Origin of the sequence: Janthinobacterium kumbetense (genome assembly GCF_023703445.1) — a bacterium.
In the GTDB taxonomy this organism is placed as follows: domain Bacteria; phylum Pseudomonadota; class Gammaproteobacteria; order Burkholderiales; family Burkholderiaceae_D; genus Janthinobacterium; species Janthinobacterium kumbetense.
The window spans coordinates 124,905-146,108 of record NZ_JAMQGR010000009.1 but is presented as its reverse complement, the minus strand read 5'-3'; the positions used below and the strand labels follow the sequence as shown (position 1 = coordinate 146,108).

The following is a 21,204-nucleotide window of genomic DNA, read 5'->3' as shown; positions in this document are numbered from 1 at the left end:
GACCAACCCTTGTGTCAATCGACTTGAGCGATATCAACTCGCCGCGCCAGCTGCACGCGGCGCTGGCCGCCGCACTGGGTTTTCCTTCCTTCTATGGCATGAACTGGGATGCTTTCCACGATGCCATCACGGGCCTGGTAGACATGCCGCAACAACTGGAGCTGCGCGGCTGGCCAGCCTTCGCCGCGCGCCTGCCCGACGAAGCGGCCATCCTGCAGCGCATCCTGGCGCGCATGGCGCAAGATGCGCCGGACGGGGCGGCGCACGTGCATTACGTGTAGAACGGAAACGCTTGACAGCCCCGCCCAATTTCCCGTACATTAAGTGCATGTCCTCCTTCAAACATTCCTCCCCTTCCCTGCTGTCGCTATCGCGACTACTACTAGCACGCGCATAAGTTTGCCGCATTGCTTCGCCTGGCCACACGCCGGCGTGTTTCAAAAACCCTGGAAGGTTTGATGATGTTTGCACCATCCCCATTCGTACACGTAATCCCCACTGCGACCGCCCCCGCTGGCATCGTCGCTGCACTGCTATCGCTACCGATCGCTTGCCTGGCCTAGTGTTGCGTGGCCGCCCGGCAAGCTTGCGCCACAACCATTGATTTCCCCCTATCTTCAGGAGTACCCGATCATGATGTTGCAAAACCCAGCTTCCAAATACCGCGCCTTTCCTCCCGTCAAATTGACCGACCGTCAATGGCCGAACCAGATCATCAGCAAACCGCCTATCTGGATGAGCACCGACTTGCGCGACGGCAACCAGTCGTTGATCGAGCCGATGAGCGCGGAAAAGAAGCTGCGGTTCTTCGACATGCTGATCGCCATCGGCTTGAAGGAAATCGAAGTGGGTTTCCCATCGGCATCGCAGACGGATTTCGATTTCGTGCGCAAGCTCGTCGATGAAGGCCGCATCCCGGACGACGTCACCATCATCGTGCTGACCCAGTCGCGCGAAGAGCTGATCCGCCGCACGGTGGAATCCGTCGTTGGCGCCAAGCGCGCCATCGTCCACCTGTACAACTCCGTGGCGCCCGTGTTCCGCAAGGTCGTGTTCGGCATGTCGCGCGAAGAAATCACGAATATCGCCACCACCGGCACCACGCTCGTGAAGCAATTGGTGGCGCAGCATCCGGAAACGGAATGGGGTTTTGAATACACGCCGGAATCGTTTTCCACCACGGAACTCGATTTCTCCAAGCATATCTGCGACGCCGTCAGCGCCATCTGGAAGCCGACGCCGGCCAACAAGATGATCATCAACCTGCCATCGACCGTGGAATGCAGCACGCCCAACGTGTATGCGGACCAGATCGAATGGATGTCCCGCAAGCTGGCGCGCCGCGATTCCATCATCATCAGCGTGCACCCGCATAACGACCGCGGCACGGCCGTCGCGTCGGCCGAGCTGGCCGTGATGGCGGGCGCCGACCGCGTGGAAGGCTGTTTGTTCGGCAATGGCGAGCGCACCGGCAACGTCGACCTGGTCACCCTGGCGATGAATCTGTACACGCAAGGCGTGCATCCGGGCCTGGATTTCTCCGACATCGATACCGTGCGCAAGTGCGTGGAAGAGTGCAACCAGTTGCCCGTCCACCCGCGCCACCCGTATGCGGGCGACCTGGTCTTCACGGCCTTCTCCGGTTCGCACCAGGATGCGATCAAGAAAGGTTTCGCCAAGCAAGAAGCCGGCGCCATCTGGGAAGTGCCGTACCTGCCGATCGATCCGGCCGACCTGGGCCGCAGCTATGACGCCGTGATCCGCGTCAACAGCCAGTCCGGCAAGGGCGGCATGGCGTACTTGCTGGAACAGGAATACGGCCTGGTCTTGCCGCGCCGCCTGCAGATCGAATTCTCGCGCGCCGTGCAAGCCGTGGCCGACGCCACGGGCCGCGAAATCGCCGCGCAGGATATCCACGACATCTTCCAGCGCGAATACCTGGAGCAGACGGCGCCGTACGCCTACGCTTCGCACCGCATGGTGGAAGACACGAGCAGCGACGAATCCGTGCAGATCGACATCAGCCTGTCGCACCGCCAGACGCCGCTGGCCCTGCAAGGCGGCGGCAACGGTCCCATCGACGCCTTCGTCAATGCGCTGGGCTTGGACATCAAGCTGATGGATTACCATGAGCATTCGATCGGCTCCGGCGCCAATGCGCAAGCGGCTTGCTACGTGGAATTGCGCCTCGACAACGGCCCAACCCTGTTCGGCGCCGCCATCGACAGCAATATCGTCACCGCCTCGTTCAAGGCCGTGCTGTCCGCCGTGAACCGCCGCATCGGGCAAACGGAAGCCGAAAAAACAACAGCGGCCGACGTGGCTGCCAGCGCCGCCTAAGCAATTTCGGCGCGCTCCAGAGGGAGAAAAAGCGGTACGGCTTGATCGCCGTGCCGCTTTTTCATTTCTATAGGGCAATTAGTAGTGCAAATCAGGTATCACCCGCCGTATAATTGTTTCATAACAAGACCACCGGAGACAGATCATTAGCTACCGAGGGAATCAGTATGAAATTAACGGATATGAAGATAGGCGTGCGCCTGGGTGCCGGTTTTGGCGTGGTGCTGCTGCTGATGGCAGTGCTGGTGGGCACGGGCCTGCTGCGCCTGGATAAGATCGGTGCGCTCAGCGAAGCCATCATCGAGAAAGACTGGGCCAAGGCCGACGCCATCGCCACCATCCGCAGTACCACGCGTTCGAACGCGGCACTGGTGCTGGAACTGTTCATCCATGAAGATCCGGCCCGCGCCAACGCCATCCACAGCGAAATCGACGCCAACAAGGCCACCATCACCGATGCGCTGGTCGTGCTCGACCGCCTGATCGTGCTGCCTGAAGGCAAGGAACTGCTGGCCACCCTGAAGCAGCAGCGCAAGGCCTATGTCGTGTCGTTCAGCCAGGCCGACAAGCTGCTGGTGGCGGGACAGCGCGCGGAAGCGGCCGTGCACGTGCGCGACGATACCCTGCCCGCCCTGAACCAGTTGCAAAAGACGGTCAACCGCCTGAATGAAATCCAGCGCGGCGTGGTCGTGCATGGCGGCCAGCAAATCAAGCAGAATATTTCCGCCGCCAATGTGCTGATGGCCAGCCTGGGCACGGCCGCCCTGCTGCTGGGCGTGCTCTTTGCCTGGTGGGTCACGCGCTCGATCACCACGCCGATCGCGTATGCCTTGCGTGTGGCGCAAGCCGTGGCCGGAGGCGACCTGAGCAGTAAAATCGTGGCCGACGGCAAGGATGAAGCGGGCCAGCTGCTGCAGGCGCTGCGCGACATGAACACCAACCTGGCCACCCTGGTGGGCCAGGTGCGCGGCGGCACGGGCACGATCGCCGTGGCGTCGAGCCAGATTGCCAGCGGCAATGCCGACCTGTCGGCCCGCACGGAAGCGCAGGCGAGCGCGCTGGAAGAGACGGCCTCGTCGATGATCGAGATGACGGGTACCGTGCGCAGCAACAGCGACAATGCGCGCCAGGCCGACAGCCTGGCCCGCTCGGCATCGGCCATCGCGCAACGCGGCGGTTCGGCCATGGCGGAAGTGATCGGCACCATGGACGCCATCAATGCCTCGTCGCGCAAGATCGTCGACATCATCGCCGTCATCGACGGCATCGCCTTCCAGACGAATATCCTGGCCCTGAACGCGGCCGTCGAGGCGGCACGGGCCGGCGAACAGGGACGGGGCTTCGCCGTCGTGGCTTCCGAAGTGCGCAACCTGGCGCAGCGCTCGGCGGCGGCCGCCAAGGAAATCAAGGAACTCATTGCCGACTCCGTCAGCCGGGTCGACCAGGGCGCACAGCTGGTCAGCCAGGCGGGCGCGACGATGGATGAAGTGGTGGCCAGCGTGGGCCGGGTCAGCGCCATCGTCGGTGAAATCAGCGTCGCCAACCACGAGCAAAGCGAAGGCATCGAGCAAATCAATGCCGCCATCATGCAGATGGATCAGACGACGCAGCAAAACGCGGCCCTCGTCGAGGAAGCGGCTGCTGCGGCAGCGGCCATGCATGAACAGGCGGGCGACCTGGAAACCCTCGTCAGCCAGTTCAAGCTGGAACAGAGCGCTGGAGGCCAGGCACCAGGCCGCCCTGCCCCGTCCGTTCCGCGCCTGCACTAAGCCGCTTATTCCACCTGGCGCGCCAGGCGGATGCCGGAAAATTGCCAGCGCGCACTGGCCGGGAAGAAATTGCGGTAGCTGGCGCGCGCATGGCCGGCCGGCGTGGCGCACGACGAGCCGCGCAACACGTATTGATTCAGCATGAACTTGCCGTTGTATTCGCCGAGCGCCCCGGGCGCCGTGCGGTAGCCCGGATACGGCGCGTAGCTGCTGCTGGTCCACTGCCAGCAGTGGCCGAACATTTGCCGCAAGCCTGCGCCCGGCGCACCGGCGGCCGGATGCAGCCGGCCCGTTTCCACGGCGACGCCTTGCGCCGCCACTTCCCACTCCGCTTCCGTCGGCAGGCGCGCGCCAGCCCAGTGCGCATAGGCGTCCGCCTCGAACAGCGATACATGCGTGGCCGGCGCCTGGAGATCGAGCGGCCGCAAGCCGAACAAGGTGAATTCCTGCCAGCGGCCGGCGTCATCGCGCTGCCAGTACAGCGGGCATTGCAACTGCCCGCTGCGCACCCAGTCCCAGCCTTCAGCCAGCCACAGGTGCGCCGTGCGGTAGCCGCCCGCCTCGATGAAGGCGAGATAGTCGCCATTCGTCACCAGCGCGCTGGCCAGTTCAAAGGGTGCCACGTATTGCGGATGGCGCGGCAATTCATTGTCGAAGCAAAAACCGTCTCCCGCATGACCGATCTGCGCCAGGCCACCGTCGAAGGCGAGCCAGGCAGTGGGCTGCGCGTGTTCTTGCGCTGGCGCAAGCCCACTGTCCCCGCGCTCCAGGTAAGCGGGAAACAGGGCGCTCTGCGCCAGCAGATGCTTGACATCCGTCAACAGCAACTCCTGATGCTGCTGCTCGTGCTCGAGCCCCAGCGCCAGCAGCATGGTCAGCCGTTCGCGCTCGTCGCGCGCCAGTTCGCCCGCCAGCAGGCGCGCGATGCGCGCATCGACATTGGCCCGGTAGGCGCGCACGACATCCATGCCGGGGCGCGTCAGCAAGCCCCGCTGGGCGCGCGGGTGCTTCTCGCCCACGCCGTTGTAATACGAATTGAACAGCACGCGGAAGGCCGGATGGAAAGGCGCGAACGCCGCTTCCATGCTTTCCAGGATAAACGTTTCGAAAAACCAGGTGGTATGCGCGAGGTGCCATTTCACGGGACTGGCGTCCGGCATCGATTGCGCGCCGCAATCCTCGTCGGACAGGGGTTCGGCCAGCCGCAGAGAATGCTGGCGCACTTGATGGTAATGATCGATCAGCATCGTCGCCTTTTAGTCGCGAATCACGCGTGCGTAAATGACGGCAAACCACTGCTGCGGGTCCGTCCAGACTTGCACGGTGGAAAATCCTGCCTGCTCCAGCAAGCCGACGAAAGTGGCGCGCGTGTATTTGTAGCTGTCTTCCGTATGGATGCGCTCGCCTTTCGCGAAGCGCCGCTGGCCACCTTTCCAATGGACAACTTGTTCGCTGCGCGCTTCCAGGTGCATTTCGACGCGGCGCTCGTCGGCATTGAAAAAGCCGTGGTGCTGCCACGCGCGCACGTCGAAATCGGCGCCGATCAGCCCGTTCACGTGGCGCAGCATGTTCAGATTGAAGGCGGCCGTGACGCCCAGCGCATCGTCATAGGCGGCGTCGAGGATGGCGTCGTCCTTGATCAGGTCGACACCGATCAGCAGGCCGCCATCGCCATCCGCATTCGCGCGCAGGCGGCGCAGGAAGGCGGTCGCTTGCTCTGGAGCAAAATTGCCGATCGACGAGCCGGGATAGAAGAACAATCGCCGCGCCTCGCGCACGCTGTCGGGCAAGTCCAGGCGGCTGGAAAAATCCAGGCCCAGGCCCGTCATCTCGATGTGCGGAAAGCGCTGCTGCAGCCGGCTCAGCGATTCACTGAGGAAATCGTAGGAAATATCCACGGCCACGTACTGTGCCGGATGCAGCAGCGGGAACAGGCTGGCGGCCTTGGCGCAATTGCCGGCGCCCAGGTCGATCAGGGTGCTGCCCGGCCCCACGGCATGCGCGATCTCGGCGCCGTGGCGGGCGAAGATGGCCGCTTCCGTGCGCGTCGGATAGTACTCGGGCAAGGCGCAGATGGCTTCGAACAGTTTCGAACCGAGCGCGTCGTACAGGTACTTGGGCGAGGTCCAGGCCTGGCGCGCCAGCAGGCCGCTGCTGATCTCGGCTATCGTGGCAGGAGTGGCGCTGGCCGCGGCGGCGTGGCTGGCGGGGCGGAAATCGGACTGCTGTTGCGCAAGTGGCATGGTCATGGGCTGGCGTCGTCAATGTTAGGTTCACTAGTTTCACGAAAGGCTTGCACGGTCGGCCACCGGGCGCGCCGCCCCTGCCGTAGTGCTTGGCGGGCGCCTTGCCGATGACTTTTTTCCATCATAACGGAATCCGCGCAAGCCAGCCGTGCGGCAGGTAACTTAGGGTCCATATCGGCGGCGTGCACGCAAAAGTGGTATTGCCAAGCAAAAAGCATAAGCCTGTCGTATACTACACATTGCCGGCCAAACAATCCGCGCCCCTTTGCAGTTCCCAGGCCCCCCTCTCCCCCGCGTGCCTCCCTTTACGATAGCCGTTAACACCATGCTCGAATTGCGCCATCTGTCGAAGTCCTATGCCAATGCCCGTCCCGTGCTGGCCAATATTTCCTGCCGTTTCAAGGCGGGAGAATTCATCGCCATCATGGGCGACTCGGGCGTGGGCAAGTCGACCTTGCTGAACCTGATCGCCGGCCTCGATACGCCCGACGCGGGTGCCGAAGCGCACCCTATCCTGGTGGACGGCATTGCCATGTCCAGCCTCGATGACGCCGCCGCCACCCGGCTGCGTCGCGCCCGCATGGGCTTTATTTTCCAGGCTTTCCACGTCTTGCCGCACCTGACCCTGCTGCAAAACGTGGCCCTGCCGCTGCTGCTCAACGGACTGCCCCAGGAGCGTGCCGCCAGCATGCTCGAGGCGGTCGGCCTGGGCGGACGCGGCGGCGACTTTCCGCAGCAATTGTCCGGCGGCGAAATGCAGCGCGTGGCCATTGCCCGCGCGCTCGTGCACAAGCCGGCGCTGGTGCTGGCCGACGAGCCTACCGGCAACCTCGACCCGGACACGGCGCACAGCATCCTGCAATTGCTGCGCGCCGAAATCAAGGCCAACGGCAGTTGCGCGATCATGGTCACGCATTCGCTGGCCGCCGCCGAAATGGCGGACAGAACCATGATATTGACCAAAAGCGGACTACAAAATACAACAATCGTCAACCAAATTGATCAAACAATCAGTTAATTTAACTGACCATCTGTCACAAGTTTTGTTATCGTAGTATTATTGAAAACACTTGCCTGGTTATCAATGTTTTAACGCGAATGTTGTACTACGTCACCCAGACAGCCGTACTGCGATGACGAACTATAGCCGGGACCACCCAAAGTGGTCTCGTCCCTTGCATAACCTGAAGGAGGAGTAAATGAACGTTCGGCAAAAGAAGCTGGAAATGATTGAAGCGATGAACCGGGCGCGTGCGCTCGAACCATCGAGTTTTGTGCCCAACAAGCTGCTCGACACCCTGATCGAGAAGATGAACCTGAAAAATGATGCGGAACTGTGCCGTGTACTGGAAGTACAGCCTCCCATCATCAGCAAGATTCGTCACGGCAAACTGTCGGTCGGTGCAACGATTTTATTGCGCATGCATGAAAAATCGGACATCACCATCCGCGAACTGAAGGAACTGTCCGCCACGCCAGTCCATTGAGTTACCCGCTGTTGTAATGCCATGCCAGGCACCCAGGTTCCCGGCGCCATGAACTTTTGCCATACAATTCGCGTAGTTCGTTCACCGCACCGCATCCGGACACGATAGCGAAGAGACCCAGCCCAAACCATGCTGACCGTTTCTCTGCCTTCCAGCGCCCTCCCCGCTTCTCCCCTGCATTTCCACTCAAACTTGATCTGACACAACACGCATGGTCCGCGCAGGCATCAAGGTCAGCTTTTAACCAGCGATCCCAACCGCATGTCCAGCGATCCCCTTGCGCCGCCCGTGCTGCGCCTGACGCTCACGCGCGATCCCCTCGCCAGCGCCGGCGATTGCCCCGCCGCGCCCGGCTGGCATAGCCAGACCCACGTGCTGTCCGGCGCGCGCGGCATCGGCAGTTGCCGCATCGCCCTCGATATCGGCCCGGACGACGTCGTGCAACTGCTGCTGTGCGACGGCAGTTCGCTGCTCGCCGGCAGCCTGGATCTGCCACGCTACCTGGGGCCGGCCACGCTGGCGCGCGACGGCGCGCCCGCCAGCATCGAAGTGGGACTGGCCTTGCGCCCGCAGGCGGCGCACCCGCCGCCGGGCGCCAGCCGCGACGGCCTGGGCGCCTGGATGCTGCGGGCCGTGCGCGTGTACCGCTGCGGCGGCGCCGCCATGACGGCGCTGGCGGCGGCGGGCGCCTTCCAGGACCGCCAGCTGGAACAACGCCTGGGCCTGTACCGCTGCGGCATCGAGGCGGGCAGCATGACGGCCGTCGCCAGCCTGCCCGCCGGGCCGGAACCGCTGCTGCTGCTGTTGCACGGCACGGCTTCGTCGACCCAGCGCAGCTTTGCCGGCCTGTGGCGCAATGGCCTGGCGCCGCAACTGGCGGCGCAATACGGCAACCGCATCTATGGCTATGAGCATCGCAGCCTCAGCGACAGCCCCATCGAGAACGCGCTGGCCCTCGTGCGCCAGTTGCCGCACGGCGCCGTGCTGCACCTGCTGAGCCATTCGCGCGGCGGCCTGGTGGGCGAATTGCTGGCGCGGGCGCAGCGCATCGACAGCCGCGGCGCCGTCGACCTGGCAGGCGACGGCCTCGAGCGGCTGAGCGAGAACACGGTGGGCGGCGAAGCGTTCAACAGCCACGATATCGACCACTTCACGGCGCAGGCGCGGCTGGGCGGACGCGGCGGCTACGACGGGGATGCGGCGCGCCTGCGCGACTTGAGCATGGAACTGAAGACGCGCGCCATCCGCATCGCCCGCTTCGTGCGCGTGGCTTGCCCGGCGCGCGGCACCACCTTGATGTCGGGCCGCCTCGACCGCTGGGCCAGCGCAATGTTCAACCTGCTGCTCCACGGCGGCCTGCCCGATGGCGCCATGGCCTTCCTGCTGGCCGTGGTGCAGCAGCGCTGCGACGCGCGCATCCTGCCGGGCCTGGAAGCGATGATGCCCGACTCGCCCCTGGTGGCGCTGCTCAATGCGCCCGACGTGCGCGTGGCCAGCCCGCTGCATGTGCTGGCCGGCGCGTGCAGCGGCGATGGCCTGCTGGGCTGGCTGGGCGACTGCCTCGACGACCAGCTATATGGCGGGCAGAACGACCTGGTGGTCAATTGCGCCTCGATGGCCGGCGGCGCCACGCGCAGCACGCCCGTGCGGCAACTGCTGCTGCGCGGGCCGCACGCGCACCACCTCAACTATTTCGAGCGCGCGCCGTCCGGCCTGGCCGCCGTGCAGGCGCTCACCGGCGACGAGACCGCCTACCTGCCGCTGCCCGGCATCGAGCACGGCCCCCTGGCGCGCGGCGGCGAAGTGCCGAAGCGGCGCGCGCACGCGCCCATCGTGCTGCTGCTGCCCGACATCATGGGCAGCCACCTGCAAGTGTGCAGCAACCGCATCTGGTTCGACCCCGTCAACCTGGTCGAAGGGCGCATCGAACGCCTGGCCGTGGGCCAGCCGCACATCGTCAGCGCCGGCTGGGTCGAATCCTGCTATGAACCGTTTGCCCGCTTTCTCGCGCAAAGCCAGGAAGTGCGGCCCTTTGCCTATGACTGGCGCTTGTCGCTGCAGCACTCCGGCAACGCCTTCCTGCCCGTGCTCGACGAGGCCATGCGCGACGCCGAACAGCGCGGCCAGCCGCTGCGCATCGTTGCCCACGGCATGGGCGGGCTGGTGGCGCGCCTGGCCCTGAAAGACCGCTGGCAGCGCTTCGGCGCCCTGCCCGGCAGCCGCCTGCTGCAGGTGGGCACGGCCAACCGCGGCACGCAGGCGATGGTGCAAGTGCTGCTGGGGCGCGACCGGCTGGTGCAGATGCTGGCGTGCTGGATAGGCTGGAAGCACACGCGGCGCCAGTTTCTCGGCTTCGTGCGCGCCTTTCCCGGCGTGCTGGACATGCTGCCGTGGCCGCAGGCGGGCGGCATCGATTATTTCGACGCCGGCGCCTGGGCGCAGCTGGCCGCCGGCGACGCGCAGGCGGGCCTGCCCGGCGGCTGGCAGGCGCCCGAGGCCCAGGCGCTGGCCGCGGCGCGCGCCACCGTGGCCCTGCTTGAAGCGGCCCCGCCCGACGCCCGCCATTGCAGCTACCTGGCCGGCTGCGCCGACACGCCGGTGGCCCTGCGCCTGCGCGACGGCGGCATCGAGACAGCCTGGTCGCCGGACGGCGATGGCCGCACGGCCTGGCAAGGCGCGGTGCCGGACGGCGTGGCGGCCTGCTACCTGCCGGTGGCGCACGGCGACCTGCTGCTGCAAAAGGAGTACTACCCGGCCATCGCGCAACTGCTCGACAGCGGCCAAGGCACGGGCCTGCCGCGGCACCCGCCGCACGCGCCTGGCGGCGCCCCGCCCCGCTTCCATCCGTACGCCCCCGACGCCACGCCGCTGTACCCGCAGCCGCAGGAACTGCTCGACGCCGCCCTCGGCGCCGCCGGCCCCGCCATCGCGCCGGAGCGCCGCGCGCCGCAGCTGAGCCTATCCATCATCCACGGCAGCATGGCCTCGGCCGACGCGCCCGTCATGAGCGGCTGCTACGCCGCCGAATCGCTGCGCGGCAGCATGAGTTTTCTCGACCGCCTGCTGGCGGGCAAGCTGCAGGAAATCCACGCGCTGGGACGCTTTCCGCAGCGCCCCGACTCCGCCCTGGTGGTGCTGCAGCCCGATGCGGCGCGCCGGCCCGGCGGCGCCATCGTCATCGGACTGGGCGCGCTGGGCGAGCTGACGCCGGGCGAACTGGCGCGCGCCTTTGCCGGCGGCTTGCTCGAATACGCGTGCGTCTGCCTGCAGGTGCGCGCCGCCGGCCATGCGGCCGCGCCGCCGATGGGCGAGCACGGCCTGCGCGTGGCCAGCCTGCTGTCCGGCTCCGGCTATGGCGGCTTGAGCATCGCCCTGTGCGCTCGGGCCCTGCTCGACGGCGCGCGCAGCGCCAACCGGCGCCTGGAAGACGCGGGCATGGCTTGCCGCATCGGCCATATCGCCATCTACGAACAGTCGGAGGCGCGCGCCATCGCGGCCGCCATGGCCATCGAGCAGATCATGGCCGAGGCGCGCTACCAGGGCAGCTTCACTTTCGAGCAGCGCATCCGCCACAGCCCCGGCGGCTACCGGCGCATCTTGCCCAGCCTGAGCGGCGACAATGGCTGGCGCCGCGTGCAGATCGTCGCCGCCGACCTGTCCGGCGCCCTGCGCTTCACCGTGCTGACGGACCGCGCCCACAACAGCGTCGACGAAGAGCCGAACCAGCGGCAAGCCGTCGATGGCCTGATCATGGACGCCACCGACAACACCACCGACCAGCCGGGCCTGTCGCGCGCGCTGTACGAACTGATGCTGCCCAATGGCCTGAAGGCGGCCATCCCCGAGATGCGCGGCCTGATCCTGGCCGTCGACCAGAGCGCCGCCATCTATCCGTGGGAGCTGATGCGCGACGAGGCGGGCAGCGAGGAAAGCCCCCTGTCGACGCGCATCGGCATGGTTCGCCAGCTGGCCAGCCTGCGCGAGCAGCCATCGGCCGTCAGCCCGCCCAGCAACAGCGTGCTGGTGATCGGCGACACCGATTCCGGCCTGCCCGAGCTGCCCGCCGCGCAGGCCGAGGCGCAGGACGTGGCGCGCATGTTCGGCGCGTACGGCTACCAGGTGCGCGAGCTGCTGCGCCCGCAGGCGCAGCGCGTGCTGGTGCATCTGTTCGACGAGCGCTATTTCGCCATCCACCTGGCCGGCCACGGCGAAGTGGCCGGCCCCGGCATCGCCCATACGGGCCTGGTGCTGGGGCCGAAGACGCGGCTGACGGCGGCGCAGGTGGGTAAATTGAAGCGCGTGCCGCAATTCGTCTTCATCAATTGCTGCCACCTGGGCGACATGCGCCCGGACGCCATCGCGCCGTGGTCGAAACTGGCCGCCAGCCTGGCCACGGCCTTCATTGAAATGGGTTCGCAGGCGGTGATCGCGGCCGGCTGGCGCATCGACGACCAGGCGGCCAGCATCTTCGCGCACAGCTTTTATCACGCCATGCTGAGCGGCGAATATTTCGGCGACGCCGTGCGCCTGGCGCGCGAGGCGGCGTACCTGCAGTTCCCGGCCTCAAACACCTGGGGCGCCTACCAGGCGTATGGCGACGACCGCTACCGCTTCCCGAACACGCAGAGCCGGCCCTGGCAAGCGCCCGACTACCACTACCACGGCCACCTGCTGGCCGACCTGGAAACCCTGCACGCGCGCCTGGCGGGCGCCGATGCGGCGCGCCGCGCGGCCATCGAGGAAAAGCTGGGCAGCATCGAGGAAGCCGTGCGCGCCCGCTTCTTCGGCTGCGCCGACATCCGCGAAAACATGGCCGCCACGCGGGCCGGCCTCGGTGGCCTGGAGAACACCCTGCGCGCCATCGAACACTACCGGGCGGCGCACAGCGCGGCCGACGGCAAGGTGGGCTTGCGCGCGCTGGCGCACTGGGCGGAACTGGAAATACGCCAGGGCGCGGCCCTGTGCGGCCTCGATGCGGGCGCCGGCATCGAGGTGCCGGCCGTGCCCGATCTGGCGCAGGGACGGCAGTTGCTACAGGATGGAAAACAACATATCGACCTACTGGTGGCGCTGGCGCCCACGGCGCAGCGCCTGGCCCTGCTGGGCCGCTACTGGGCCTTGCAGGCGCGCCTGGCCTGCCGCGCTGGAAGCTCCGGCGCGCCGGCCCTGCGCGCCATGACGGATGCCTGCCTGGCCGCGCTGGAAGAAGCGCGGCGGCGCAGCGGCGTGGCCGACTGCGACCTGATTTTCCAGGTGCTGGCGGGCGCCCTGCTGTTGAAAGCCCATGGCGACAGCGGCCCCTGGCGCGCGCTCGATCCGCAGCTGGGCGACCTGCTGCACGACGCCATCGCCTATGCGCGCCAGCGCCACGCGGACGAACACCGCGCCATCGACGCCGGCGCCCCCGTGCGCGCCGCCCTGCTGGCGGCCCTGTGGCAGGCGCCGGACGGCCAGCCTTTCGACGCGGCCGCGCGCACCGCATTCCTGGCCCTGTACCACGACGCCGTGCGGCGCCACGGCAGCATCGGCGAACCCGAGGCGATCACGGCGCCGCTGCGCTTCCTGCTCGAACTGCTGCCGCCCGACGCCGCGGAGACCGGCTTGCGCAGCGCCGTGCAGGCGCTGGCCAGCCAGCTGCAGTCCTCACTTCCCGCTCTTAGCCAGGCACCACGCCATAATGGCGCGCATAGCGCTCATCCAGATTCGCCAGCGGCATCATCATGAACATGTCGGCGCTTTCGAAATCAGGGTCCCACGCCGGTTCGCCGCAAATCCAGGCGCCCGAACGCAGATAGCCCTTGATCAGCGGCGGCACCTGCGGCTTGTGCGCCGCTTCCACCTGGTGGATGGGGAAAGGCAGGTGCGGCGTGACGCGGTATTCGCTTGGGGCCATGTGCTTTTCGGCCAGCGCCTGGTACACGGCGACGGCGTTATGGCCGCCATCGGCCAGGCTGATGCTGGCGCAGCCGACCAGGTAGTCGCAGCGCTCGCGGCGCATGTACTCGGCCAGGCCGGACCACAGCAGCATGATCACGCTGCCGCCCCGGTATTTCGGGTGAATGCAGGCGCGGCCCGCTTCGACCATGCGTCCGCGCAGGTTCTTCAGGCGGCTCAGGTCGAACTCGTTTTCCGAATACAGGCGGCCGATCTTGGCCGCCTTGGCCGCGCTCAGCACGCGGTAGGTGCCCACCACTTTCAGGGTATCGGCGTCGCGCACGATCAGATGATCGCAGTGCGCGTCGAATTCGTCGCTGTCGAGACCATCGGCGTTGGCCAGCGACGTCAAGCCCATGGTCTCGATAAACACCTTGTAACGCAAACGTTGGACTTCGCGCAATTCCGCAGCGGTCGTGGCCTGGCTCAGCACCAGTTGGACCGGCCGGGCCTTGGCTTCGTTTGATGCGACTATGTTCTGCATGGTTTCATCCCCTGTGATCAAGACGACTCCAGCGTACTTGTCTAATATGTCAGGAAAATGACAGCCGAATGTCATTTCCATGACGCAAGTCAATGTCATCCGGGGATCGTGCATAATTACCACACTCGCCCAGCCGAAAGAGCCCATGAAAGACCAGGACGCACCGCACATCACGCCCTACACCAGGCCGGCCGCCGGCTGGGACGCCTTGAAACACGTGGCCATCAGCCTGCGCCAGGAGCGCGTCGCGCCCGGCAATCTGAAGGCGCTGCTGGCGCAAAACCAGCCGGACGGCTTCGATTGCCCCGGCTGCGCCTGGCCCGACCGCGACCACGCTTCCACGTTTGCCTTTTGCGAAAACGGCGCCAAGGCCGTCGCCGCCGAGGCGACCAGCCGCCGCGCCGGACCTGAACTGTTCGCCAGCCATACCGTCACGCAGCTGCTGGCACAGTCGGACTACGCGCTAGAACAGCATGGCCGCCTGACGGAGCCGATGGTGTACGACGCCGCCAGCGACCGCTACGTGCCGATCTCCTGGGATGACGCCTGCGCCCTCGTGGGCCGCCACCTGCGCGCCCTGGCCGACCCGAACCAGGCCGCGTTCTATACGTCGGGCCGCGCCAGCAACGAAGCGGCCTTCCTGTACCAGCTGATGGCGCGCCTGTACGGCACCAACAACTTCCCCGACTGCTCCAACATGTGCCACGAGGCCACCAGCCGCGGCTTGCCGGCCACCGTGGGCATCGGCAAGGGCACGGTGACCCTGGCCGACTTCGAACTGGCCGACACCATTCTCATCTTCGGCCAGAATCCCGCCACCAACCACCCGCGCATGCTGGGTGAATTACGCGACTGCGCGCGCCGCGGCGGCAGCATCGTTTCCATCAATCCCCTGCGCGAGCGGGGCTTGCAGCGCTTCATGGACCCGCAAAGCGCGCTGGAAATGGCGACCCTGGGCAGCACGCGCCTGGCCGGCCTGTTCGTGCAGCCGACCCTGGGCGGCGACTTCGCCCTGATCAAGGCCGTCGCCAAGCGCGTCGTCGAGCATGACGATGCGGCGCTGGCGGCGGGCGCGCCCGCCGTCATCGACCACGCCTTCATCCTGGAACACTGCAGCGGCTTCGAGGCGTTTTGCGACGACCTGCGCGCAGAAAGCTGGGAACTGCTGGAGCGGGAATCGGGCGTGGCGCGCGCGCAGATCGAGGCATTGACGGACATCTTCGTCAAGGGCCAGCGCATCATCGCCACCTGGGGCATGGGCTTGACGCAGCACAAGCACAGCGTGACGGCCATCCGCATGCTGTCGAACCTGATGATGTTGCGCGGGCAGATCGGCAAACCGGGCGCCGGCCTGTGCCCCGTGCGCGGCCACTCGAACGTGCAGGGCGACCGCACGGTGGGCATCGAGGAAAAGCCGGCCAAGGCCTTCCTCGACCGCCTGGGCCAGGTGTATGGATTCGAGCCGCCGCGCGCGCATGGCCACGACGTGGTGGCCACCATCGAAGCCATGCAGCGCGGCGACGTCAAGGTATTCATCGCGCTGGGCGGCAATTTCGCCGCCGCCACGCCGGACACGCCGCTGACCTTTGCCGCCCTGCGCCAGTGCGCGCTGACGGTCCAGGTGGCCACCAAGCTCAATCGCAGCCACCTGGTCATCGGCAAGGAAGCCTTGCTGCTGCCCACCTTGGGACGCACGGAAATCGACTTGCAGGGCGGCGTGGCGCAGGGCGTGACGGTGGAAGACTCGATGAGCATGGTGCATATCTCGTACGGCCGCAATGCGCCCGCTTCACCGCAGCTGCGCTCGGAAGTGGCCATCGTGGCCGGCATGGCCGAAGCGACGGTGGGGAGCAGTCTGGTGGACTGGCGCGCCTATGCGGCCGACTATGCGCGCATCCGCGACGATATCGAAAAGGTGTTCGACGATTTTTACGACTACAACGCCAGGGTGGCGCAGCCGGGCGGCTTTCACCTGACGGTGGCGTCGCGCGAGCGCGTGTGGAAGACAGCCAGCGGCAAGGCCAGCTTCCTCGTCGCCCCGCTGGACCTCGATACGCCGCTGCACCGCGCGAAACAGCGCCATGGCGAGCGCCTGATGGTCTTGATGAGCACCCGCTCGCACGACCAGTACAACACCACCATCTACGGCATGGATGACCGCTACCGCGGCGTGTACGGCACGCGCAAGGTGGTCTTCGCCAACGAGGAAGATATCGCCATGCTGGGCTTTGCCGATGGCGAACTGGTGGACCTGATCGGCGCCTGGGACGATGGCGTGGCGCGCCGCGCCGACGGCTTCCGTCTCGTCGCCTACGACATCCCGCGCGGCTGCCTGGGCGCGTACTACCCGGAAACGAATGCGCTGGTGCCGCTGGCCAGCACGGCGGACGGCGCCGGCACGCCCACGTCGAAGTCCGTGCCAGTTTTGCTGGAGCGCAGTGGAAGCTACAAGGTGATGCCGGGCGTGTAATCGACGTACGCATCCTGGCGGCAGAAACCCACCAGCTTCATGCCCGCCTGCGTGGCGATGGAAATGGCCAGCGAGCTGGGGGCGGAAATCGTCGCCAGCAACGGTATCTGCATGCGCGCCGCCTTGCGCGCCAGCTCGTAGCTGCCGCGGCTGGACAGGAAGACGAAGCCGCGCCGCATGTCCGCCCCGCTCAGTGCCAAATGGCCGATCAGTTTATCCAGGCCATTGTGGCGGCCGACATCCTCGAAGACGTGCACGATATCGCCATCGGGCGTGCACCACGCGGCCGCATGCACGCCGCCCGTTTCGCGCATCAGCGCCTGGTGCGCGCGCAAGCCGGCGGAGGCACGCGCCAGGGCGGCCGGCAGGTCGACATGGATCAGGGCCGGCGGCAGCGCCTGCGGCTGCAAGTCCAGCATCTCGATGCTGTCGATGCCGCACACGCCGCAGCCCGTGCGGCCCGTCAACTGGCGCCGCCGGTCCTTCAGGCGCACGAAATCCTCCTGGGCGATGCTCAAAGCCACTTCGGCGGAGTCGGGACGCAGGAACACTTCGCAATCGAAGATGGCGCCGGCGGAAGCGACCACGCCTTCCGTCAGCGCGAAGCCGTAGGCAAACGCTTCCAGGTCGCGCGGGGTGGCCATCATGACGACGTGGGAAATGCCATTGAAGACCAGCGCGACGGGGACTTCCTCGGCGACGTGGTCGATGGCTGGGGTAGAGACGCCCGCCTGGTGGCGGACGATGGCGCGCTCGACGAAGCCGGCGCGTTCGATATCTGTATCTTCTGACATGGTAACCATGGGGGAACTATCACAGGCCCCATGGTAAACCAGAATGGACAGGCAGGGGCGGCCCCTGCCCGCGCCATCAATCCTTCTTCGGGCGGCCCGTTTTCAGCTGCGGCAGGCCAGCCAGCACGTTTTGCAGGGTCGCCAGGTCGATCTGGCTGATCAGCGCCACGCCGATGCGCAGCAATTCGCTTTTCTTGATCTCGAAACCGGCCTTCAAGCAGGCTTTCTTGACCTGGCCCAGGACTTCGTATTCCGCTTCCGGCATGGTGAAGCTGTCGCGCACCAGTTTCGGCTTGCGGGCTTTTTCCTTGACGGCGGCGACCTTGGCAACCGGCGCCTTTTTCGCTGGCGCAGGCTTGGCGGCCGCCTTGGCTACCGGTTTGACGGCGGCTTTCGCGGCCGGCTTGGCGACGGTTTTCACTGCAGGCTTGGCCGCCGGCTTGGCGACAGCTTTCACGGCTGGCTTGGCTGCCGGTTTGACGGCGGCTTTGACGACGGCTTTGGCCGCAGGCTTGGCAACGGCGGCCTTCGCTGCCGGCTTGGCGGCTGGCGCCTTGGCCGCCGCTGGTTTGGCTGCCGCCGGCTTGGCGACTGCCGGCTTGACGGCGGCTTTTGCCACAGGCTTGGCGGCTGGTTTAGCGGCGGGCTTGGCAGCCGGGGCGGCCTTGGCCGCTGCCGCATTGATCGAAGCGCTGGTAGGGAACATCGATACGGGCGCGCTGTCGGCTTTTTTCGCTGGGACGGTTTTGGTCATGGATTTTCCAATCTAGTAATTAATATAAACAATATATACTGTTTTTTGAAATCTTGCTTGCTGCACATCAAGTCATGCGCAAGGCATGACCTTCTAGGCGCTGGCGCGGATGGTGAAATCGACCCCGACCTCATCCCAGAATTCCTGCTCCTTCTCGATCCAGAACGACACGGTGGGATGGTGCGCCACCCAGCCGCGCTTGATATCGAGTTCGATGCGGTTCTTCATGCGCAGGCGCAGTTCGCTGAAATCGGCTTCGATGCGCGCATGCATGAGCAGGATCGACAGGCGCAGCGCCAGCACGGCCTTGGCAAAATCGGGGTCGGACAGCACTTCGCCGATCTTGCGCAAGTTGCCCTTCTGCGCCAGGATCAGCCGGCTCATGGTCTTCTGTTCGCGCGTGGTAAAACCGGGCAAATCCGCGTTCTCCACGATGTAGGAAGCGTGCTTGTGGTAGCCCGTCTGCGACACGGCCAGTCCCACTTCGTGCAGCAGGCTGCTCCAGCGCAGGGATTTCACCAGGGCGTCGGACGTGGGCTTGAGCTGCGCATACATGGCCAGCGCCTGCTCGGCAACCCGGCCGGCGCGCTGCTGGTCGATATGGAATTTCTCCATGCAGCCCTGCACCGACTGTTCGCGGCGGTCGCGCTTGGTCGAGCGCAGGTACAAATCCCACATCACGCCCATGCGCAGACCCGCCTCGATCGGCGTCATGACGGGAATCGCCAGTTCGCGGAACAGGCCGATCAAGATGGCCAGGCCGCCGACGATGGTGCTGGCGCGGTCGGGGCGCAAGCCGGGCATGTCGATGCGGCTGGTGTGACCGAGTTCGATGAAGCGGCGCGCCAGTGCGTCGAGGCTGGCGCTCGTGAGCAGGCCGTCGCCCAGCTTGTTGCGGGCGATGATGTCGGCGATGGTGCGGATGGTGCCGGAAGAGCCGTAGGCCGTCTTCCAGTGCTGCGGGCGGTACGGCGGCGCGGCATCCTCGAAATGGCTGCGCGCCGACAGGATGGCCGCCTCGAACGACGGCGCATCGATGCGCCCGCCGATGAAGAACGACAGGCTTTGCTTGACGGTGCCCAGGCTGAAGGACTCGACGCGCTCGATATCGTTGCCGCGCCCCAGTATCAGTTCGGTCGAGCCGCCGCCGATATCCATCACCAGCCGGCGTTCGCCGGGAATGGCCAGCGCATTGGCCACACCCATGTAGATCAAGCGCCCTTCTTCCTCGCCCGAAATGATCTCGATCGGATGGCCGATGGCTTGTTCGGCCAGCGGCAGGAAGACGGCGCCGTTGCGCGCCACGCGCATGGCCGACGTGGCCACCACGCGCACGGCATCGAGTTCGAAGCCGGCGAGAATGGCGCGAAAGCGCTGCAGGCAGGCCAGCGCGCCCTGCATGGCCGCCTCGGTCAGGTCGCCATTGGCATCCAGGCCGGCAGCCAGGCGTATCGGGTCGCGCACGCTCTTGACCACGCGGATCGTGTCGCCATCATGCTTGCCGACGTGTAAACGAAAACTGTTGGACCCCAGGTCCACCGCTGCATACATACTGGCCTCTTGTCTTGTCATTACTGTGCCGACTGAAAAAGTTGGCAAAATCAGTTACTAAACTATATAAATCATTTAAACGATTTAAAAATCCTACCACACTACCCTCATCGTATGACAGCGGCGTGACAGGATTGTGACAAAACGGCGGCCAGCCGTGGCGCTTACGGCACGATGGTGGTAAATAAATAAACGGCGAAAATCACCAGGTGCACCGTACCCTGCATGACCGTGGTGCGGCCCGTGCCCAGCGACAGGGTGGCCACCATCAGCGACAGCAGCAGCAGCACCGTCGACTTGATATCGAGACCCAGGGTAATCGTCAGGCCCGTGGCCAGCGACACCACCACCACAGCCGGAATAGTCAGGCCGATGCTGGCCAGCGCGGAGCCGAGCGCCAGGTTCAAGCTCGTTTGCAGGCGATTCGCGCGCGCCGCACGTACGGCGGCCAGGCCTTCGGGCAGCAGCACGATGGCGGCGATGACGATGCCGACCAGGGTTTTCGGCGCGCCCATGGCGGCAATCGCCGTCTCCAGCGCGGGCGCCAGCGACTTGGCCAGCAACACCACGGCGCCCAGGCACACCAGCAGCGCGCCGGCGCTGACCCAGGCGACGGTGGGCGTGGGCGGCGCCGCATGCACCTCTTCATCTCCGACGGCTTCCTTGGGCAGGAAGTAATCGCGGTGGCGCACCGTCTGCACCAGCACGAAGGTGCCGTACAGGACCAGGGAAATGACGGCGATGAAGATCAGCTGGCTGGAATTGTAGAAGGGGCCGGCGGCGCTCGAGGTGTAGTTCGGCAGCACCAGGGTCAGAACGGCGATGGCCGCCAGGGTGGCCAGCGAAGCGCTCACGCCCAGCAGGCCGAAGCTCTGCTCGCGGTGGCGCCCGGCGCCCAGCAACAGGCAGATGCCGACGATGCCGTTCAGGATGATCATGATGGCGGCAAACACGGTATCGCGCGCCAGGCCCGTCGTTTCCGGTCCGCCGGCCAGCATCAGCGAAACGATCAGCGCCACCTCGATCAGGGTCACGGCCAACGCCAGCACCAGGGTGCCATACGGCTCGCCGATGCGGTGCGCCACCACTTCCGCGTGGTACACGGCGGCCAGCACGCTGCCGATCAGGCCAGCCACCAGCAGGATCTGGTAGGCGCCGCCGACATTGAAGGTGGAACCGAACAGGAACAGCCAGCCGGCAACGGGGGCGGCAAGCGGCCATACAGGCAGGGATTTGAGCATTTTCATTATGGGCCTGGCAAGAGTAAGAAAGAGGAACTGCGGTGCGGACGGCACAGGGCAGCCTGGCGTGCGCTCGATAGCATAACTTGCTTAGCTTAAATGAAAGTTAGGGAATGCACACGTTCGGGCAGCGG

14 protein-coding genes are annotated in these 21,204 nt (G+C 65.9%); 7 read left to right on the top strand and 7 right to left on the bottom strand.

Annotation, left to right across the window (positions count from 1 at the left end; translation table 11 throughout):
* Positions 1-11 precede the first annotated feature (11 nt).
* The 3 genes from NCG91_RS22130 (at position 12) to NCG91_RS22120 (ending at position 4,109) form a co-directional block, all read left to right on the top strand.
* Complete coding sequence (locus tag NCG91_RS22130; RefSeq protein WP_251351220.1) at positions 12-281, top strand: barstar family protein; 270 nt, start codon at positions 12-14, stop codon at positions 279-281.
* Positions 282-633: 352 nt separating this feature from the next.
* The gene (gene leuA / locus NCG91_RS22125; RefSeq protein WP_099664506.1) at positions 634-2,340 is read left to right on the top strand and encodes a 2-isopropylmalate synthase; all 1,707 of its coding nucleotides are present in this window, start codon (positions 634-636) and stop codon (positions 2,338-2,340) included.
* 167 nt (positions 2,341-2,507) lie between these two features.
* On the top strand, positions 2,508-4,109 hold the full coding sequence (locus NCG91_RS22120) for a methyl-accepting chemotaxis protein (protein ID WP_251351219.1): 1,602 nt from the start codon (positions 2,508-2,510) through the stop codon (positions 4,107-4,109).
* A 5-nt stretch (positions 4,110-4,114) separates the two neighbouring features.
* Here NCG91_RS22120 and egtB read toward each other — a convergent pair whose 3' ends face one another.
* Positions 4,115-5,356, bottom strand: a complete 1,242-nt coding sequence (gene egtB, locus NCG91_RS22115) for an ergothioneine biosynthesis protein EgtB (RefSeq protein WP_251351218.1) — start codon at positions 5,354-5,356, stop codon at positions 4,115-4,117.
* Positions 5,357-5,365: 9 nt separating this feature from the next.
* Complete coding sequence (gene egtD, locus NCG91_RS22110) at positions 5,366-6,358, bottom strand: L-histidine N(alpha)-methyltransferase (protein WP_251351217.1); 993 nt, start codon at positions 6,356-6,358, stop codon at positions 5,366-5,368.
* 322 nt (positions 6,359-6,680) lie between these two features.
* Between egtD and NCG91_RS22105 the strand changes: the two genes are divergently transcribed.
* From NCG91_RS22105 to NCG91_RS28065, 3 genes are all read left to right on the top strand, one after another.
* The gene (locus tag NCG91_RS22105) at positions 6,681-7,373 is read left to right on the top strand and encodes an ABC transporter ATP-binding protein (protein ID WP_034757401.1); all 693 of its coding nucleotides are present in this window, start codon (positions 6,681-6,683) and stop codon (positions 7,371-7,373) included.
* Between the two features lie 181 nt (positions 7,374-7,554).
* Positions 7,555-7,842 carry a hypothetical protein gene (locus tag NCG91_RS22100; RefSeq protein ID WP_034786045.1) on the top strand — a complete coding sequence of 96 codons (288 nt, stop codon included), beginning with the start codon at positions 7,555-7,557 and terminating at the stop codon, positions 7,840-7,842.
* 261 nt (positions 7,843-8,103) lie between these two features.
* Positions 8,104-13,566, top strand: coding sequence for a CHAT domain-containing protein (locus NCG91_RS28065; protein ID WP_285817202.1), 5,463 nt, complete (start codon positions 8,104-8,106; stop codon positions 13,564-13,566).
* Here the strand turns inward: NCG91_RS28065 and NCG91_RS22090 are convergent.
* The gene (locus tag NCG91_RS22090; RefSeq protein WP_099664512.1) at positions 13,499-14,260 is read right to left on the bottom strand and encodes a GNAT family N-acetyltransferase; all 762 of its coding nucleotides are present in this window, start codon (positions 14,258-14,260) and stop codon (positions 13,499-13,501) included. The two genes, NCG91_RS28065 and NCG91_RS22090, sit on opposite strands and share 68 nt — an antisense overlap.
* A gap of 145 nt (positions 14,261-14,405) precedes the next feature.
* On the opposite strand from NCG91_RS22090, the gene NCG91_RS22085 reads away from it, so the two are divergent.
* Positions 14,406-16,730 (top strand): FdhF/YdeP family oxidoreductase, encoded by a 2,325-nt coding sequence (locus tag NCG91_RS22085; protein ID WP_251351216.1) that lies wholly within the window; start codon positions 14,406-14,408, stop codon positions 16,728-16,730.
* Here NCG91_RS22085 and fdhD read toward each other — a convergent pair.
* The 4 genes from fdhD to NCG91_RS22065 all read right to left on the bottom strand — a co-directional run bounded on the left by fdhD (position 16,706) and on the right by NCG91_RS22065 (position 21,076).
* Positions 16,706-17,533, bottom strand: a complete 828-nt coding sequence (fdhD, locus tag NCG91_RS22080; RefSeq protein ID WP_251351215.1) for a formate dehydrogenase accessory sulfurtransferase FdhD — start codon at positions 17,531-17,533, stop codon at positions 16,706-16,708. The two genes, NCG91_RS22085 and fdhD, sit on opposite strands and share 25 nt — an antisense overlap.
* Before the next feature lie 67 nt (positions 17,534-17,600).
* On the bottom strand, positions 17,601-18,278 hold the full coding sequence (locus tag NCG91_RS22075) for a hypothetical protein (protein ID WP_251351214.1): 678 nt from the start codon (positions 18,276-18,278) through the stop codon (positions 17,601-17,603).
* A 93-nt stretch (positions 18,279-18,371) separates the two neighbouring features.
* Positions 18,372-19,829 carry a Ppx/GppA phosphatase family protein gene (locus NCG91_RS22070; RefSeq protein ID WP_251351278.1) on the bottom strand — a complete coding sequence of 486 codons (1,458 nt, stop codon included), beginning with the start codon at positions 19,827-19,829 and terminating at the stop codon, positions 18,372-18,374.
* Positions 19,830-19,993: 164 nt separating this feature from the next.
* Positions 19,994-21,076, bottom strand: a complete 1,083-nt coding sequence (locus NCG91_RS22065; protein WP_099664517.1) for a calcium:cation antiporter — start codon at positions 21,074-21,076, stop codon at positions 19,994-19,996.
* Positions 21,077-21,204 lie beyond the last annotated feature (128 nt).